At 69.0% G+C, this 16,891-nt stretch carries 21 protein-coding genes, 1 tRNA gene and 1 pseudogene; 15 read left to right on the top strand and 8 right to left on the bottom strand.

Features of this window, described 5'->3' with window-relative positions; genetic code table 11:
• Positions 1-43 precede the first annotated feature (43 nt).
• Positions 44-622 carry a dihydrofolate reductase family protein gene (locus G4G29_RS13155; protein ID WP_183150438.1) on the top strand — a complete coding sequence of 193 codons (579 nt, stop codon included), beginning with the start codon at positions 44-46 and terminating at the stop codon, positions 620-622.
• Between the two features lie 85 nt (positions 623-707).
• Positions 708-1,628, top strand: a complete 921-nt coding sequence (locus tag G4G29_RS13150) for a cation diffusion facilitator family transporter (protein WP_183150437.1) — start codon at positions 708-710, stop codon at positions 1,626-1,628.
• Positions 1,629-1,653: 25 nt separating this feature from the next.
• Here G4G29_RS13150 and ligD (G4G29_RS22230) read toward each other — a convergent pair whose 3' ends face one another.
• Complete coding sequence (gene ligD / locus G4G29_RS22230; RefSeq protein WP_244632010.1) at positions 1,654-2,598, bottom strand: non-homologous end-joining DNA ligase; 945 nt, start codon at positions 2,596-2,598, stop codon at positions 1,654-1,656.
• Entirely contained in the window at positions 2,583-3,626 is a 1,044-nt protein-coding gene (gene ligD / locus G4G29_RS22225) for a non-homologous end-joining DNA ligase (protein ID WP_244632009.1), read from the bottom strand. Before ligD (G4G29_RS22225) ends, ligD (G4G29_RS22230) begins: the two co-directional genes overlap by 16 nt.
• A 58-nt stretch (positions 3,627-3,684) precedes the next feature.
• On the opposite strand from ligD (G4G29_RS22225), the gene G4G29_RS13140 reads away from it, so the two are divergent.
• Positions 3,685-4,494 (top strand): Ku protein, encoded by an 810-nt coding sequence (locus G4G29_RS13140; protein WP_183150436.1) that lies wholly within the window; start codon positions 3,685-3,687, stop codon positions 4,492-4,494.
• Between the two features lie 35 nt (positions 4,495-4,529).
• On the opposite strand, the gene G4G29_RS13135 is transcribed toward G4G29_RS13140, so the two are convergent.
• Positions 4,530-5,309: a VTT domain-containing protein gene (locus G4G29_RS13135; protein WP_183152837.1), complete on the bottom strand. Its 780-nt coding sequence runs from the start codon at positions 5,307-5,309 to the stop codon at positions 4,530-4,532.
• Positions 5,310-5,406: 97 nt separating this feature from the next.
• Positions 5,407-5,488 (bottom strand) — tRNA-Leu (locus G4G29_RS13130).
• A gap of 441 nt (positions 5,489-5,929) precedes the next feature.
• Here G4G29_RS13130 and G4G29_RS13125 point away from each other — a divergent pair.
• The 8 genes from G4G29_RS13125 (at position 5,930) to G4G29_RS13095 (ending at position 10,083) form a co-directional block, all read left to right on the top strand.
• A complete protein-coding gene (locus G4G29_RS13125; protein WP_244632008.1) occupies positions 5,930-6,802 on the top strand; it encodes an ATPase, T2SS/T4P/T4SS family in 873 nt (290 codons plus the stop codon).
• On the top strand, positions 6,799-7,566 hold the full coding sequence (locus G4G29_RS13120) for a type II secretion system F family protein (protein WP_244632007.1): 768 nt from the start codon (positions 6,799-6,801) through the stop codon (positions 7,564-7,566). Before G4G29_RS13125 ends, G4G29_RS13120 begins: the two co-directional genes overlap by 4 nt.
• 85 nt (positions 7,567-7,651) lie before the next feature.
• Positions 7,652-8,038 (top strand): hypothetical protein, encoded by a 387-nt coding sequence (locus G4G29_RS24070; protein WP_345941075.1) that lies wholly within the window; start codon positions 7,652-7,654, stop codon positions 8,036-8,038.
• A 24-nt stretch (positions 8,039-8,062) separates the two neighbouring features.
• The gene (locus G4G29_RS22215; RefSeq protein WP_345941074.1) at positions 8,063-8,587 is read left to right on the top strand and encodes a type II secretion system F family protein; all 525 of its coding nucleotides are present in this window, start codon (positions 8,063-8,065) and stop codon (positions 8,585-8,587) included.
• A 19-nt stretch (positions 8,588-8,606) separates the two neighbouring features.
• Positions 8,607-8,819 (top strand): hypothetical protein, encoded by a 213-nt coding sequence (locus G4G29_RS13110; protein ID WP_244632004.1) that lies wholly within the window; start codon positions 8,607-8,609, stop codon positions 8,817-8,819.
• A gap of 1 nt (position 8,820) precedes the next feature.
• Positions 8,821-9,222 (top strand): TadE/TadG family type IV pilus assembly protein, encoded by a 402-nt coding sequence (locus tag G4G29_RS13105; protein ID WP_183150435.1) that lies wholly within the window; start codon positions 8,821-8,823, stop codon positions 9,220-9,222.
• Complete coding sequence (locus tag G4G29_RS13100) at positions 9,215-9,646, top strand: TadE family protein (protein WP_244632003.1); 432 nt, start codon at positions 9,215-9,217, stop codon at positions 9,644-9,646. Before G4G29_RS13105 ends, G4G29_RS13100 begins: the two co-directional genes overlap by 8 nt.
• Positions 9,647-9,699: 53 nt before the next feature.
• Positions 9,700-10,083: a hypothetical protein gene (locus tag G4G29_RS13095; protein WP_183150433.1), complete on the top strand. Its 384-nt coding sequence runs from the start codon at positions 9,700-9,702 to the stop codon at positions 10,081-10,083.
• A gap of 39 nt (positions 10,084-10,122) precedes the next feature.
• Here G4G29_RS13095 and G4G29_RS13090 read toward each other — a convergent pair whose 3' ends face one another.
• Positions 10,123-11,376, bottom strand: a complete 1,254-nt coding sequence (locus tag G4G29_RS13090; RefSeq protein WP_183152835.1) for an MFS transporter — start codon at positions 11,374-11,376, stop codon at positions 10,123-10,125.
• A 120-nt stretch (positions 11,377-11,496) separates the two neighbouring features.
• Here G4G29_RS13090 and prfB point away from each other — a divergent pair, with 120 nt between their 5' ends.
• Positions 11,497-12,609 carry a peptide chain release factor 2 gene (prfB, locus tag G4G29_RS13085; protein WP_183150432.1) on the top strand — a complete coding sequence of 371 codons (1,113 nt, stop codon included), beginning with the start codon at positions 11,497-11,499 and terminating at the stop codon, positions 12,607-12,609.
• 57 nt (positions 12,610-12,666) lie between these two features.
• Here the strand turns inward: prfB and G4G29_RS13080 are convergent, their stop codons facing one another.
• Genes G4G29_RS13080 through G4G29_RS13070 form a run of 3 tightly spaced genes read right to left on the bottom strand, consistent with a single transcriptional unit; the run spans position 12,667 to position 14,667 of the window.
• The gene (locus G4G29_RS13080; RefSeq protein ID WP_183150431.1) at positions 12,667-13,683 is read right to left on the bottom strand and encodes a DUF2510 domain-containing protein; all 1,017 of its coding nucleotides are present in this window, start codon (positions 13,681-13,683) and stop codon (positions 12,667-12,669) included.
• Positions 13,684-13,708: 25 nt separating this feature from the next.
• Positions 13,709-14,296 (bottom strand): hypothetical protein, encoded by a 588-nt coding sequence (locus G4G29_RS13075; protein WP_183150430.1) that lies wholly within the window; start codon positions 14,294-14,296, stop codon positions 13,709-13,711.
• Positions 14,293-14,667, bottom strand: coding sequence for a DUF2510 domain-containing protein (locus tag G4G29_RS13070; protein ID WP_183150429.1), 375 nt, complete (start codon positions 14,665-14,667; stop codon positions 14,293-14,295). Before G4G29_RS13070 ends, G4G29_RS13075 begins: the two co-directional genes overlap by 4 nt.
• 184 nt (positions 14,668-14,851) lie before the next feature.
• Between G4G29_RS13070 and ftsE the strand changes: the two are divergent.
• The 3 genes and pseudogenes from ftsE to ftsX all read left to right on the top strand — a co-directional run.
• A pseudogene (gene ftsE, locus G4G29_RS22210) lies at positions 14,852-15,547 on the top strand (cell division ATP-binding protein FtsE); the annotation flags it as partial.
• Between the two features lie 257 nt (positions 15,548-15,804).
• Positions 15,805-15,954 carry a hypothetical protein gene (locus tag G4G29_RS22205; RefSeq protein ID WP_244632002.1) on the top strand — a complete coding sequence of 50 codons (150 nt, stop codon included), beginning with the start codon at positions 15,805-15,807 and terminating at the stop codon, positions 15,952-15,954.
• The gene (ftsX, locus tag G4G29_RS13060) at positions 15,951-16,865 is read left to right on the top strand and encodes a permease-like cell division protein FtsX (protein WP_183150428.1); all 915 of its coding nucleotides are present in this window, start codon (positions 15,951-15,953) and stop codon (positions 16,863-16,865) included. Before G4G29_RS22205 ends, ftsX begins: the two co-directional genes overlap by 4 nt.
• The last annotated feature ends 26 nt before the right edge of the window (positions 16,866-16,891 follow it).

Below are 16,891 nucleotides of genomic sequence, written 5' to 3'. Positions count from 1 at the left end.
ACTACCGTTGACGTACTGCACCCGTAGTGGTTAGTGTGACGGCATGCGTGAACTGACTTACTACATCGGCGTCTCTCTCGACGGCTTCATCGCCGGCCCCGCGGACGAGGTCGACTTCTACCCCGTGACCCCTGCCTTCGCGGAGACGCTCGGCACCGAGCTCGCCGACGTGCAGCCGACGTTCGCCCGGGCAGGCCGGGGTGGGGCGGATGCTCCGGTCACCCGCTTCGACACCGTGGTGATGGGACGTCGCACGTACGAACCGGCGTTGCAGGTGGGGGTGACCGACCCGTATGCGCACCTGCGCACGGTCGTGTTCAGCAGCAGCCTCCCCGATTCGCGCGACGGGAACGTGGAGATCGTCCGCACCGATCCCGTCGAGAGGGTGCGGGAGCTGAAAGCGGAAGCCGGTCTGGGCATCTACCTCGCGGGTGGCGCACAGCTGGCCGGTGCGCTGATCGACGAGATCGACCGACTCATCGTCAAGAAGTACCCGGTCATCGTCGGTGAGGGGATTCCGATGGCGCGCTTCGCCTTCGCCCCGGTGCTTTTCGAGCTGGAGGAAGCGCGCCCCTTCGACAACGGCTGCGTCGTCCTCACCTACCGGCGCGCTCGCGCGTGAACCCCCGGTGACGCTGAGAATCGTTACCCTTCCCGACTAGGCCGGATCGGCCTGTCGACCCGGTCGCGCGGTCTAGCCTGGTGGCATGCACGATCACGCACCCGCCGCCGGCGGCATCCGTTCGGCCAGCAGCCGACGCCTGCTGGCGATCTCGCTGTCGCTCACCGCGACCGTGATGGTGGTGCAGGTCATCGGTGCCCTCCTGACGGGCTCGCTCGCGCTGCTGGCAGACGCCGCGCACATGTTCACGGATGCCTCCGCTCTCGTGATCGCCTTGATCGCCGCCACCGTGGCCGCGCGTCCGGCAGACGACCGACGCACCTTCGGCTATCAGCGCGCCGAGGTGTTCGGCGCCCTCATCAACGCCGTGATCCTGATCGCGCTCGCCACCTGGGTCGCGGTCGAGGGTATCGGACGGCTGGTGAATCCGGGCGACGTCGAGGTCGCGGGCGGACTGATGCTGATCGTGGCCGTGGTGGGTCTGCTGGCGAACGCCGTGTCGATGTGGCTGCTGAGCCGCGCCCAGCGCACCAGCATCAACGTGCGCGGGGCGTATCTCGAGGTGATGGGCGACCTGATCGGATCCGCGGCGGTCATCGTGGCCGCCATCGTCATCCTCGTGACCGGATGGATGCCGGCCGACGCCATCGCGTCCCTGTTCATCGCGGCGATGATCATCCCGCGGGCCGTCGCGCTGCTCCGCGAAGTCTTCTCGGTGCTCGCGGAGTCCGCGCCGAAGGGGACCGCGGTCAGCGAGATCCGAACCCACCTGCTCGGCTACGGCGGTGTCGTCGGCGTGCACGACGTGCACGTGTGGCAGCTGACGCGAGGCGCACCCGTGTTCACGGCGCATGTGAGCGTCGACCCGCAGCTGTTCGCGGACGGCCGCTCCACGCAGTTGCTCGCCGATATGCAGGCGTGTCTCGCGGATCACTTCGACGTCGAGCACTCCACCTTCCAGATCGAACCAGCCGAGCAGTCCGACTGCGAACCGCACCACGCCTGAGCGGAGCCGGTGCGTCGACCGCCGGTCAGGACTCGACGACGATGTCGCCCGGTTCCTTGTCTGGGCGCAGCCCGCGCCATCGCGCATGGCGCAGCACTCCGTCGGGTGTCCAGTTCGCGAATTCGACCTCGCCGACCAGTTCCGGACGCACCCAGAGCGCATCGGAGGCGTCGAGGGCGGGGACGCCGTCGAGGGGCGCATCCGGGATCCGCAGCGGTTCCAGTCGCGCGAGGAGGTCGTGAAGGATGCGGTCGGTGAATCCCGTGCCGACGCGTCCCACGTAGCGAAGTCGGGGAGACGCCCCCGCGGAGGAGGATGCCCGCTCCGGCACAGCGAGCAGCAGCGAGCCGAGCGTGCTCTCCCGGTCTCCCTTTCCCGGACGGATCCCGACGATGACCGCTTCCTGCATCCGCGTGTGCTTGAGCTTGAGCCAGGAGGGGCTCCGCTGACCGGGGCGATACCTCGACTGCGGATCCTTGACCACGACACCTTCGAGTCCGAACTCCCCGCTGGCCGCGAGCGCCGCGTCGACATCGTCGAACACGGGAGGGAGTCGAACGGGTGCCTCGAGCTCGGAGATCACCTCTTCGAGCAGGGTGCGCCGTTCGCGCAGCGGCATCCCGGTGAGGTCATGTCCGTCGAGGCGCAGGAGGTCGAACACCATGTACACGATCGGCGTGCGCACCACCTCGCGTTCGATCTCGCGGGGCCGGGTCAGGTGCATCCGGTTCTGCAGCAGCGAGAAACTCGGTCGGCCATGACCGTCGAAGGCCACGATCTCTCCGTCGACGATGGCGTCCGACACCGGGAGGAACGGAGTGCCGTCAGCGGTGAGCTCCGGGTAGCGAGCCGTGATGTCGGTGCCGCGACGCGCGTGGAGCAGCATCCTGCCGTCCGCCCACGTGCCCATCGCCCGGATGCCGTCCCACTTCACCTCGACCCACGAGGGCGTGCTCAGGGTGCGCGCCACACCGGGCGTACCGTTCTCGGCGAGCATCGGGGGAGCGCGGCGACGGTGGCTGTTGCGGTCCGCGCTGTCGCCGGTGCCGGTGCGCTGCGCGGATGGCGGGAAGCGCGATGCCGCGGAGGAGCCGACGCCGGGGCGGCGACGAGAGGTCGGAGCGCCGCGAGGGGATCGACTCCGGCAGCGGCGCGGGCGAGCACCTCGTCGAGGTCGAGCTGCGCGAGCTCCGGTTCGTCGAGTTCGTCCCAGGTGCGGGGAGCCGCGACCCAGGGCTGCGCCCGGCCACGCAACGAGTACGGCGAGATGGTCGTCTTCTTGCCGTTGTTCTGGCTCCAGTCGAGGAAGACCTTGCCGCCGCGGACGGCTTTCGACATGACACTGGTCGCGAGATCGGGATGATCGTTCTCGATGAGGCGGGCGAGCTCCTTCACCACGGCGGAGATCTCGTCGCTCGTCTGCTCGCCGGGAAGTGCGGCGTAGAGATGGATGCCCTTGCTCCCGCTCGTCACAGGGAACGGATCGAGCCCCATGTCGGTCAGGATCCCTCGGGCGATGCGGGCGACCTCGGCGCACTGATCGAGACCGACCCCCGGGCCGGGGTCGAGGTCGAGCACGAGCCTGTCCGGTCGCCCCGGCAGGCCGTCGGGCGCGAAACGCCACTGTGGAACGTGCAGCTCGATCGCCGCCACCTGCGCGAGCCAGACGAGGGTCGGCACATCCTCGACCAGCGGGTACTCCTTCGGACCGTCGGAGTGCTGGATCGCCTGGCGGAGGATCCAGTCGGGTGCCCCGGGTTCGAGCTGTTTCGTGAAGAAGGCATCGGCCGGAGCATCCGTGGTGCCGACGCCCTCGACCCAGCGCTTCCGGGTCACGGGTCGGCCGTCGAGGAGCGGGAGGATGAGCGGTGCGATCTGCGTGTAGTACGCGATGATCTCGCCCTTGGTCGTGCCGGTGGCGGGGTAGACGACCTTGTCGAGGTTGGTCACGCGCAGTCGGCGGCCGTCGACCTGCACGATCTGCCCTTGTCCGACCATGCAGCCAGCGTAGTCAAGGGTCTGGTCGCGACGGCTCCGCCTGGTGTTCACTGGTGTCATGAGGACGATCTGGAAGGGCGCGCTGACGTTCGGGCTCGTGAACGTGCCGGTGAAGGTGTATTCGGCGACCGAGGACCACGACGTCCCACTGCATCAGGTGCATGAGAAGGACGGCGGACGCATCCGTTACCAGCGCACCTGCGAGGTCTGCGGCGAGACCGTGGCGTACGCCGACATCGATCGCGCCTACGTCGAAGACGGGCAGACCGTCGTGCTCACGAAGGACGACCTCGCGGCGCTCCCCGCCGAGAAGAGCCGGGAGATCGACGTCGTCGAGTTCGTGCCGTCGGATCAGGTCGACCTGCTCACGCTCGACAAGCCGTATTACCTCGAGCCCGATTCGAAGTCCCCGAAGGCGTACGTACTGCTGCGCAAGACCCTGGAGCAGACGGACCGCACCGCCATCGTGCGCTTCACCCTGCGACAGAAGACACGGCTCGCCGCGCTCCGCGTGCGGGGGAAGGTCCTCGTGTTGCAGACGCTGCTGTGGGCCGACGAGGTGCGCGAGGCGGAGTTCCCCGCGCTCGACGAGGATGTGCGGATCTCGAAGAAGGAGCTCGAGCTGTCGGCATCGCTGGTCGACAGCTACTCCGCCGACTTCGACCCGGAGGAGTTCGTCGACGAATACCAGAAGGAGCTTCGCACCCTCATCGACGCGAAGATCGAGGCGGGCGACACGTTCGACGTCGCCGAGACCTTCGGCGAGGCGGAGAAGGCAGCGGAGGGTGGTGAGGTCATCGACCTCATGGAGGCACTGCGCGCCAGCGTCGCCCGTACCAAGGAGGAACGCGCGAAGAACGCCGGCTGAGCGACGTCGGCCGCCTGCCCCCCTCTCGCGGGCAGTCAGTGCTTGCCGTCGCCGTCCAGGTCCGGAGCGCGGTCGAACACGTCGGCGTCGAGGACGAGTTCCTGTGCCTCCTCCGCATCCGTCACCACGTCCTCGCCCGCGGCCGCAGCCTTCTTGGCTTTGTGTCGCTCCGACAGGTAGTGCCACAGCGTGACCAGGGCGGTGCCGCCCACCGCGGCGAGGAGGATGAGGTCGATGTAGTCTTCGACGAACTTCGCGACCGGGGGGATGAACCCGATCACGTACCCGAACATCGTGAGCCCGAAGCCCCAGAGAACCGCACCGATCAGGTTGTAGAGCGTGTATCGACGCCACGGCATGTGGCCGACTCCTGCCGCGACGGGGGCGAAGGTGCGCACGATCGGCACGAAGCGCGCGAGGATCACCGTGATGCCGCCGAAGCGCTCGAAGAACGCGTTCGTGCGCTCGACGTTCTTCTTGCTGAAGAGACCCGATTCCTTGCGCTCGAACACGGCGGGACCGCCCTTGTGGCCGATCACGTATCCCACTTCGCCGCCGACGAAGGCCGCGAGACCGATCAGGAGCGCGACGAACCAGACGTTGATGCCGAAGACACCGTGTTCTGATCCGGCGATGGGGTGCGAGAGAAGCCCCGCGATCACGAGGAGAGTGTCACCGGGAAGCAGGAATCCGACGAGCAGACCGGTCTCGGCGAAGATGATGAAGCACACCACGAGCAGCGCCCATGGCCCGGCGGACCCGATGATCGTGGCGGGGTCGAGCCAGGGGATGAGGGCGGTCGGCGCGTGCAACATGGTTTCGAGCACTGGGAGAGTCCCGTCGGTCGTGAATGGTCGGCGGTGCGGCTGAGCGACGCGTTCGGCGGCCGTCGATCGGCACCGTCGTCTCTCGTGCGGAAGGTGGGACTTGAACCCACACGCCCTGGGGCACAGGAACCTAAATCCTGCGTGTCTGCCAATTCCACCACTCCCGCGCGGTGGCTTCATTCTAGTTGCCGGCGAAACCGCATGCCTGGGGATCGGCCCGCAGTCGTCCACGGTCCGGATGCCTGTGGATAACTTCGGGTCTCCGCATCGGGAACTTGCGAGGATGCCGGGGTGAGTCATCATCCCTCTGCGCTGGTCGCCGAACGTGTGCGGGTGCGATTGCGGGCCGAGGGCATCGACCCCGGTGTGGATCCGGCCGCCGCGACGCGGATCGCGCGCGCGGAGGTCCGCCGGCACGACGACCTCGCCGTCACCCGAGGCGATGGACTCATCGACGACGAAGAGGCGTGCGTCCGCGATGTGCTGGCTTCTCTCAGCGGGTTCGGCGCCCTGCAACCGCTCCTCGACGATCCCGACATCGAGGAGATCTGGCTCAACGGCGCGGGGCACGTGCACGTTGCGCGAGACGGAAGGGCGAGCGGACCGCTGTGCGCCTCGACGACACCGCGGTGCGCGACCTCGTCGAGCGGATGCTCCAGTCGACGGGCCGACGCGTCGACATCAGTCAGCCGTTCGTCGACGCCTCTCTCCCCGACGGCTCGCGGCTCCACGTGGCGATCGCGGATGTCGTGCGCGGGGGTTGGGCGGTCAACATCCGGAAGTTCCTGCCGAAGTACCGGTCGCTGAAGGCGCTCGTGGAGCAGGGGATGCTGCCGTCCTCCGTGGCGGAGATGCTCCGCGATGCGATGGACGACGGCCGCACCGTGATCGTCTCCGGGGCGACACACGCCGGGAAGACCACCCTGCTGGGTGCGTTGCTTGCGTCATGCGCGGCCACGCAACGCATCGTCACGGTCGAGGAGACCTTCGAGCTGGCGGTCGTCGGACCAGACCTGGTCGCGCTCCAGGGGCGCCAGCCGAGTCTGGAGGGCACGGGCGAGATCACCCTCCGTCGGCTGGTGAAGGAGGCGCTGCGCATGCGGCCGGATCGGCTGGTCGTCGGCGAGGTGCGCGACGCCGAGGCGCTCGATCTCGTGCTGGCGCTCAACACCGGTGTCCCCGGCGCCTGCACGGTACACGCGAACTCCGCGAAGGAGGCGCTCGAGAAGCTCAGCCTCCTGCCCCTCCTCGCCGGCCGGAACATCGACCGCGCGTTCATCGCGCCGGCCATCGCCGTGTCGGTCGACCTGGTCGTCCACTGCGATCGCGATCGCGACGGACACCGCAGAGTGCAGGAGCTCATCGCTCCCACCGGCGCCGTGGACGGCGGCACCATCCGGACCAGCAGTGTGTACCGCTCCGCCTCCTCTGCCGATGATCTCGCCTCTCGGCGGCGACGCACGACCGAGGTCGCCTCGTGACGCTCCTGCTCGGGGCCGCGCTCGCCGCCGGCGTGCTGCTGTGCATCTCCCCGTGGATGTGGCCGCGCCGTGCCGACGACACCGTCGCCTCGAGGACAGGACGCCTCACCCGGCTGATCGAAGAGGCCGGGCTTGGAGCGCTGTCCTCACGCACCCTCGTCACGGCGATCGTCGGGGCGGGAGCCATCGCCGCATCCGTGGTCTGGCTCATCACAGACCTGGCCGTACTCGCGCTGCTCGCCGGAACGGCGGGGGCGGCGGCGCCGGTCATGTTCCTCCGCGGTCGACGAATGCGCCTGCGGAGACTGCGACGTCAGCTCTGGCCCGACGTGTGCGATCTGCTCATCGCATCCATTCGTGTCGGTCTCTCGCTCCCCGATGCGGTCGCGACTCTGGCGGAGTCCGCACCCACGATGCTCCGACCGGCTTTCGCCGTGTTCGCGAGAGACCTTCGCGCGAGCGGCAGATTCGAGACGAGCGTCGACCGTCTGAAGACGTCTCTGGCCGACCCCATCGCCGACCGGATCATCGAGACGCTGCGGATGGCCCGGCAGGTGGGCGGAACCGAGCTGATAGGTGTGCTCCGCGCGCTCTCGACTTCGGTACGGGCGGATGCCGCGCTGCGTGGCGAGGTCGAGGCGCGACAGTCGTGGATCCGCGGTGCCGCTGTGCTCGGCGCGGTCGCGCCGTGGGTCATCCTGACCCTGCTCGTCCTGCGACCGGAAGGGGCATCGGCGTACGGGACGCCGGAGGGGTGCTCGTGATCTGCGTCGGCGCCGCGATCTCGCTGGTCGCTTTCCAGATCATGGTCCGCATCGGTCGGCTCCCCGAACCGCGGAGGTGGTTCGGTTGACCGGGGTCTCCTCTTTCGCCGCCGCGATCCTCATCGGCGGAGCCTTCGCGGGAGGTGTCATCAGCCTGCTCTGCGTGCTGCCGCGCTGGCGAGCTGCCTCTCTGCTGGTCCGCGTCGGACCCTATGTCCGCGACGTGGTGTCGGACGCGGACCTTCCGCGCGGGGCGCTGCCCACCGCGGGCGCGCTCCCCGCGAGCAGCCGGACGGTCTGGGCCGTGATCCGAGACGGCTTCGAGCGGATGATGGGCGGGGAGAGGTGTTGCGGCGACGCCTCGCTCAGGCGGGCGTGGCCCTGGACCCCGCGGCATTCCGGGGCAGGCAGCTCGGATGGGTGGTCGCCGGCATCGGCGCGGGCGCCGCTGTGCTGGTCGTGCTGGCCGTGATCGGGCGGCTGACCCTCCCGACGAGTGGCCTGCCGCTGCTGTGCGGTGCGCTCGCCGCCGTCTCCTACGACATGCAGCTCTCCGCGCGCCAGGTCCCGCCGCACCAGACTCACTGATGAACTTCCCACGACCCTGGAATTCCTCGCTCTGTGTCTGTCCGCGGGCGAAGGGTTCCTCGAATCGCTGCGCCGCGTCGCTGGGGTCGGTTCCGGCGAGCTGACCGCAGAACTCCGACAGGTGGTGCTCGCGGTCGGCACCGGATCGCCTGTGGCCGACGCGCTCGGCGAAGTGTCGCGGCGTCTCGAACTGCCCGGGTTGTCGCGCGCGATCGATCAGGTCATCGCCGCGCTCGAGCAGGGGGCGCCTCTTGCCGCTGTCCTGCACGCACAGGCGGGCGATGCGAGGGAAGGCGCGAAGCGCACCCTCATCGAGCAGGCAGGCCGCAAAGAGATCCTGATGCTCCTCCCGCTCGTCTTCCTCATCCTCCCGTTGTCGGTGCTGTTCGCCGTGTATCCGGGACTGTTCATCCTCCGCCTCGGTATCGGCTGATCCCCACGAAAGGACGACCATGACACCACGATCGCTCGCCTCCTGGAAGATCCCTTGGGCCACGGCGCGCGCACGCCTTCTCGGCCTGTTCCACGACGAGGACGGGGATGTTCCGGGCTGGGTGCTCGTCACACTCATGACGGCTGGGCTGGTGGTGCTGATCTGGGCCGTCGCCGGCCCTGCCCTGACCTCGCTTTTCGAGCAGGCGATCCAGCGGGTCTCAGGGCTCTGACATGCGCAGGGAGCGCCGATTCGTCGACGACCGCGGTTCCAGCGCGGTGGAGTTCCTGCTGGTCGGAACGCTCCTCACGGCGTTGACTCTCGCGGTCCTGCAACTCGCTCTCGCAGTGTACGTGCGCAATGTCGTGCACGACGCCGCGGTGGAAGGGGCATATCACGCGGCGCTCGCTGACACGAGCGAAGAAGAGGGGGCCGAGCGCACGCGAGAGGTGATCACGCGCGCTGTCGGTGCGGACTACGCGGAGGATATCCGGATCGCCACCTCCGGCACTGGGCGGCAGGCGACGGTCGCCGTGCGCGTGCGCTCGACGTTTCCGTTGATCGGCCTGATCGGTGTCCCGTTCGCGATGGAGGTGGAGGCGCATGCACCCGTGGAGGCGTTCGGCGATGGATGAGGACGGGTCGGCTGCACTCGAGTTCATCGCGGTCGGGGTGATCCTCCTCGTGCCTCTGACCTATCTCGTCATCGCGCTCGCGGGCATCCAGGAGCAGACGCTGGGAGTGGAGGCGGCTGCCAGACACGTGGCGCGGGCGGTAGCGCAGGCTCCGGACGCGGCTGCGGCCGCCGCGTACGGCGACGCGGTGCTCGCCGGACTCGTCGACGAGTACGGCCTCGACGCCGATGCGGTCGACCTGTCGTTCTCGTGCACCCCTTCGGGCGTCACGTGCCCGTCACCGGGAGCGGTGTTGACCGTGGATGTCGACACGCGGGTGCGACTTCCTCTCGTGCCCGACGTATTCGGGCTCGCGCATTCGGCTGCCGTTCCGGTTCACGCCGAGGCGGTGCAGAAGGTGTCGCGGCTGTGGGGCGAGCGGTGAGGGGAAACCGTACGCGCACTCCGCGAGACGCCGCACAGGACGACGGGAGCGTGATGCTGTTGACGCTCGGGTATGTCGTGCTCGCCCTGGCGGTGATCTTCGTGTGCGTCTGCGCGACCGACCTCTACATCGCGCAGAAGCGGTTGGATGCGCTCGCCGATGCCGCCGCGCTCGCCGGGGCCGACGGCTTCACGATCGTGGTGGAGGGCGCCGACCACGCGAGGGCGCAGCTCACCGACGACGGTGTCGAGGAACAGGCATCCGCCCTCGTCGGTGAGCTCCGGGGCGAGGCTGCCCTCGTGACGGCGGGCACGCCGGACGGGGTCTCGGCACGCGTCACGGTCGCCGTGGAATGGCATCCGCCCCTGCTCTCCCCGTTCGTCCCGGACGGCGTGCCCCTCGAGTCCACGGCGACGAGTCGCACTGCGCTGCGATGATGCGCGGTCAGATGGAGGGCAGCCGTCGCGAGCGTGGCGTCATCGCGGGTCCTCCGCGGTCGGGCCGTCGTCGGTCCGCTGCCGGGGGACGAACTGCGGGATCCATCGCAGGAATCCCACCGCACCGACGAGGCCGATCACGCCCATCGCCGCAGCGGCGAAGGGGAGTGCGGCGATCGCGGTGATCGCCGACACGAGCAGTGGGGCCACCGCACCGCCGGCATCCGTCAGGGTCCGCCACGATCCGAGGAACGCCGCGGGTTCACGCTTCGGGGCGACGTCCGCGCCGAGTGTCAGGAGGATCCCGCTCGAGAGCCCGTTGCCCACCCCGAGGACCGCGGCGAACATGCCGAACCACAACACCGCCGCGTCGAGATCGTGCGTGAAAGACAGGGCGAGGAATCCTGCACCCATGAGCACCATCGCGGGCATCGCCGCCCAGAGCCTGCCGAATCGGTCCATCACCTGGCCGCTCGCATAGAACAGGGCGAAGTCGATGGCACCGGAGACGCCGACGACCAGGGCGATCGTCGAGGCGTCCAACCCCAGCGACAGCCCCCACAGCGGGAGCACGACCTGCCGGGCGGAGCGGACGGCGGACAGCGACGCGGCGGCGAGCCCCAGGCGCCCGAGCACCGCGCGCTGGCGCCACATGGTCTGGAAGATCCCCACGCGCTCGACCGTGGGGATCGACCCGCTGACGGCCTCGCCGGAGTCCTCCAGGAAGCGCTCGTGGGTGGTCGACGCGGCAGGGGGGATCGTCTTCTCCGGATCGGGACCGAACAGGACCAGCACGACCATGACCACGAGGCAGCCGAGGAAGAACCAGATCGCCGCATTCTCACTGCCGAAGAGCTGCAGAAGTCCCGCGGCGACGAAAGGCCCGATGAAGATGCCGAGCCGGAAGCTCCCGCCGAGCAGCGAGAGGGAGCGCGCCCGGAACGCGACCGGCACTCGGGTGGTCATGAACGCGTGCCGTGCGAGTCCGAAAGCCGCCGCGCAGATTCCGAGGAGGAAGACCGAGGCCGCCAGCACCCCGAGCGACGGCGCGAACACCATGCCGACCCCGGCGACGATAGCGATCACCCCGGCGATCACCATCGTGAAGCGCTCGCCGATCCTGCCCACCGCCCATCCGGCCGGCAGGTTGCCGCACAGTTGGCCGATGACGAGCGCTGACGCCACGAGCGCGGCGAACGCCACGTCGGCGCCCATGGATGCGGCGATGACGGGGATGAGGGGGATGACGGCCCCCTCGCCGAGTGCGAAGAGGATCGTCGGCAGATACACCATGGGCCCGAACTGCCGGAGGACCGTCGATGCACTGCTCACACCTTCACGCTACTCCCGCTGATCCAGCGCCCCGGACGACGGGTCCCCGCGTGGGCGGGCGGCACGTTAGGCTGAGGTGTCATGCTCGAACTAGATCTCTCCGCCGAAATCCAGGCGCTCAGGCACACCTTCGGCGACATCAGCGAGGTCGTCGATGTCTCCCGTCTCCGCGACGACATCGCGCGTCTCAGCGAGGAGGCCGGCGCTCCCGACCTCTGGGACGACACCGAGAACGCGCAGAAGGTGACCAGCGCGCTCAGCCACCGTCAGTCCGAGCTCGCCCGCATCACCGGTATCGCTCAGCGTCTCGACGACCTCGAAGTCCTCGTCGGTCTCGCCAACGAGATGGGTGACGAGGAGTCCGCTCAGGAGGCGCGCACCGAGCTCGCCGCTCTGACCGACGTGATCAACCAGCTCGAGGTGCAGACCCTCCTCGACGGCGAATACGACGAGCGGAGCGCGATCATCACGATCCGCTCCGGCGCGGGGGGCGACGACGCCACCGACTTCGCCGAGATGCTGATGCGGATGTACCTGCGCTGGGCGGAGCGGCACAAGTATCCGGTCAAGGTCATGGACACGTCCTACGCGGAAGGAGCGGGGATCAAGTCCGCGACCTTCGAGATCGACGCCCCTTACGCGTTCGGCACCATCTCGGTCGAGGCAGGCACGCACCGCCTCGCCCGCATCAGCCCCTTCGGCTCGGCCGACAAGAGGCAGACGTCGTTCGCCGCCGTCGAGGTGATCCCCCTGATGGAGGAGGCCACCGAAGTCGACATCCCCGAGAGCGACATCCGCGTCGACGTCTTCCGCTCCTCCGGCCCTGGTGGACAGTCCGTCAACACGACCGACTCCGCCGTACGCCTCACGCACCTCCCGACCGGGATCGTCGTGTCGATGCAGAACGAGAAGTCGCAGATCCAGAACCGTGCCGCCGCGATGCGCGTGCTGCAGACCCGACTGCTGCTGCTGCAGAAGGAGCAGGAGGCCGCGAAGAAGAAGGAGCTGGCGGGGAATATCACCGCGAGCTGGGGCGACCAGATGCGCTCGTACTTCCTCTACGGCCAGCAGCTCGTGAAGGATCTCCGCACGGGCCAGGAGTCGGGAAACCCTGCGGCCGTGTTCGACGGCGACCTCGACGACTTCATCTCGGCCGGCATCCGCTGGCGCAAGCGCAGGGACGACGACGACTGATCGCACGAGACGGGCCCCTGATCGATCAGGGGCCCGTTCCGTGTCTGCGGACGTCGCTCAGTAGCCGGCGTTCCGGAGAGTGCCGGTGACGTCGTCGTAGCTGAAGAGGATGCACTGCACGGTGCGGTCGTCCGCGCGAGCCCAGGAACCCTTCGTGGGCTGATACGTGTAGAAATCGATCGTCGAATCGTCATAGGGGATGCCGACGTAATCGTCGAACTGGGCGAGGCAGCCGTCCCACGCGGTCTCGCCGAGAGCATCGTCGCCTGGGAACGCGCCGTCCTCCACCTCGAAGATGAAGAAGACCTCGTCGGTGTGCGGGCTATCGCACGGGACGACCGGCAGCTCGTAGATCTGCTCCGCGTCCCCGTCGTCGACGAAGGGGAGGCAGTCACCCACCTCGAGCTCGGCGAAGGGCACCATCTCCGCACCCTCGATGTCGCCGGGACCGGCGCCCCCATCCGTCTCGGGCTGCTCGGTCGGCACCGCGAGCGGCGGTGGATCGTCGGTCGCGGCCGGCGGTGACGTCGCCACGAGCGTGATCAGGGAGACGGCGATCGCGAGGAGTGAGCCGACCGCACCGACTGCGAGTCCCGTGATCCCCGGCCACTTCCGTCCGCGCAGGAACAGGGACACGGTCGAGAGCACGAGTCCGATCGCCAGGATCGCCCAGCCGGCGATCGCGATCACCGGGACGCACGCGCACACCACGCCGACGACCACGACGATCACGGCGACGATGCCGAGGGGCGAGCTCCTGGCGGGTTCCGGTGTCGCGGCCGGGGTGCTGCCGTACAGGCCGGGGTAGCCCGCGGCGGGAGGGTATCCTCGCGTGCCGCCGGCCCCGATCGCCGGCTCGACCGACGGCATCACGTAGGGCGGGGTGAACGCCTCGATCCCGGGGGAGCGGTCGCCGGGAACAGCCGCCGAGACGGACGGCGCCGCCTCAGGTGCGGGATCGGACGGCGCGGCCGCGGGAGGCGCCGCGGCCCGCACGTGCGCGGTCCACCGGGCGCCGTCCCACCAGCGCAGACTGCCCGAGCCGTCGTCGTACCATCCGGCTGGCGTGGTCATGCGGTCGTCCTGCTCGAGAGTCGGATCAGGGGACGAAGCACGCCGTGAGCGCCTCGGTGTCTCCGAGGACCTCGGCGAAACCGTACGCGGCATCGACGTCGGTCAGGGTTCCGTCGCTCTCGGCGATCGCGCGCAGAGCATCGTTGTCGAGCTCGGATGCGACGAGGAGGTCGGCGAGGCAGGTGATCTGCTCCTCGGTGTAGATGTCGGTGTCTTCTGCGGCCAGGATCGCCGCCAGGCCGACGGCCACCTCGGCCGAGGTCGGGCGCACGCCCTGGTCGGTACCGTCGGCGTCGCCCGTGTCGCTGGGCTCGGTGGCCTCGACGGAGGGCGAGGAGCTGGGCAGGTCGTCGATCTCGTCGCTCACTCCCTGCGCCACCGCGAAGAGGAACACCAACGACACGATGACACCGATGATCGTGCCGACGACCGAGAGGACGAGGCCGGTGATCCCGGGCCACTTCTTGCCCTTGAGGAACAGCGAGATCAGGGACACGATGAAGCCCGCGGCGAGCAGGAAGAACCCGACGACGCCGATCACGGGGATGAACACCAGGATCGTTCCGAGCGCGGCGAGCCCGAGCCCGACGAGTCCCAGGACCGAGATCTTCACGGGAGCGTCAGGCCCGGCCGGTCCGGTCGGTCCGACCGGCGCAGCGCCCGGGTAGCCGGTCGCAGCACCCGAGTAGGCGCCGGGGTAACCGGGGGCGACGCTCTGGGGCTGGGCGGCAGGGTCCGTGGTCGACGCCGCGGGGGCGCGTACGCGCCGAAGTCGTCTCCGAGCGGGGTCGTCGCTGCGGTCGCGGACTCCTCGGAAGGACGGATCACGGTGTCGTCGATCGCGTGCGTCTCCGAGGCGGCCGCCGGGGTCTGGTCTGCGGGCGCTGCAGCGTCCGGTGCGAAGTGCTCGGTCCACTGCTGGCCGTCCCACCACCGCTGGCGTCCGGAGCCGTCGTCGTACCAACCTGCAGGTGTCGTGGTCATGATTCCCCCGTCGAAGATGTCCGGCCGCACACTGGTGCGCCCGCACCATCATGTATAGCAGTGGGATGTGACGAGACAGGGGGCGTGCGGCGACGATCACGCGCTGCGGAATCCTCGACGCGGACGAGCCGTGCGGGGTGTCGCTCGCGGTGAGCCGGAGGGCCGCGCTTAGGCTCGAAGCGCCATGATTCGGTTCGAGAACGTCACGAAGCGCTACCGCGGGACGTCGAAGCCCGCCCTCTCCGGCGTCGACTTCGAGGTGCAGCGCGGGGAGTTCGTCTTCCTCGTCGGAGCGTCCGGCTCCGGCAAATCCTCCTGTCTGCGCCTCATCCTGCGCGAAGACGTGCCCACATCGGGTCGCGTCGCCGTCCTCGGTCGGGACCTGCGCGCGCTGGCGAACCGCAAGGTGCCGTACTTCCGGCGCCACATCGGCTCGGTGTTCCAGGACTTCCGGCTGCTCCCGTCCAAGACCGTCTTCCAGAACGTCGCGTTCACGCTGCAGGTCACCGGCTCCTCCCGCGGCTTCATCCAGCAGGCGGTGCCCGAGGCTCTCGCTCTCGTGGGCCTCGACGGCAAGCAGAAGCGCATGCCGCACGAACTCTCCGGCGGCGAGCAGCAGCGCGTCGCGATCGCCCGCGCGCTGGTGAACCGTCCGCAGGTGCTCCTCGCCGACGAGCCGACCGGCAACCTCGACCCCGCGACCTCCGTCGACATCATGCAGCTGCTCGCGCGCATCAACGCGGGAGGGACGACGGTGTTGATGGCGACCCACGAGGCAGGCTTCGTCGACCAGATGCAGCGTCGCGTGATCGAGCTGCGCGACGGCGAGATGGTGCGCGACGAGGTGCACGGCGGGTACGGAGACACCTCCAACATCCCGCGGCTCGTGCCGGAGGAGGTGCGCGGGGCCGCCGCGGCCGCCGCTCTCACCGCCGTCCAGGAGGTGCAGCGCCAGACCGCCGACCTCTCGGTCGTCCGCGCCGCCCTCGCCGAGGAACTCAGCATGCAGCGCAAGGCTGCTGCGGCCGGTGAGCGCGCGACCGACGACCCGGGCACCGCGCCGACTCCGCTCCTTCGCAGACCGTCGAACCGCCCGAGCAGTCGCCGGCGACAGACGGCGCCTCGCCCGCGAACGTCGTGGAACCGCCCGAGGCGACACCTCCGGCTGTGGTCCGCCCCCGCACCCACCCCATCACGCTGCCGACCATCGACGTCGCAGAGCTCGGGGTCGCGGACCGTCTCGGCCTCTCCGACGAAGACGACGAGGAAGTGGGCCCGACCTCATGAGATTCGGTCTCATCCTGACCGAGGCCCTCGGCGGGCTCCGGCGCAACATCTCGATGGTGATCTCCGTCATCCTCGTCACCTTCGTGTCGCTGACGTTCGTCGGTGCGGCGATCCTGATGCAGGCGCAGATCGGCGTGATGCGCGGGTACTGGGCGGAGCGCGCGCAGGTCGCCGTGTACATGTGCTCGTCGGTGTCCGAATCCGACACCTGCATCGACGGCGCGGCCAGCGAGGAACAGGTCGCCGCCGTCCGCGCACAGCTCGAAGGCGATGCCCTCGCGCCCCTCATCAGCTCCATGACCTTCGACACGAAGGAGGAGACGTACGCCAAGCTCGTCGCCCAGCTCGGCGAGGACCAGGCGAGCGTGCTCACCCCGGATCAGGCGTTCGAGGTGTTCTTCGTCACGATGAAGGACCCCGGTCAGTCGCAGGTGCTCGCGGAGGCCTTCAGCGGACAGGCGGGCGTCGAGCAGGTCAAGGACCAGCTGCAGTATCTCGAGCCCCTGTTCTCTGCGCTCACCGTGGCGACCTATATCGCGGTCGGAATCGCGGTGCTCATGCTCATCGCCGCCACACTGCTCATCGGCACGACCATCCGATTGTCGGCGTATGCGAGACGCAAGGAGATCGGCATCATGCGCCTGGTCGGCGCATCGAACCGCTTCATCCAGACGCCGTTCGTCCTCGAGGGCGTGTTCGCCGCATTCCTCGGATCGGCTCTCGCCAGTGCCGCGGTCGTGGCCGGCATGCACTTCGGGGTCGACGGCTACCTGAGGGGACGGGTCCCGTTCATCACGACCTGGGTGACGATGCAGGACGCGGTGCTCGTCGTGCCCGTGCTGATCGGCATCGGCGTCGTGCTCGCCGCGCTGTCCGCCGGGTTCGCGATCCGGCGCTGGCTCCGCACCTGATAGCCTGAAAGGCTGCTCGACCGGAA

Origin of the sequence: Microbacterium sp. Se63.02b (assembly GCF_014171575.1) — a bacterium.
Taxonomy (GTDB): Bacteria; Actinomycetota; Actinomycetes; order Actinomycetales; family Microbacteriaceae; genus Microbacterium.
The sequence above is the reverse complement of the archived record's forward strand: the minus strand, read 5'-3'. Positions and strand labels throughout refer to the sequence as shown.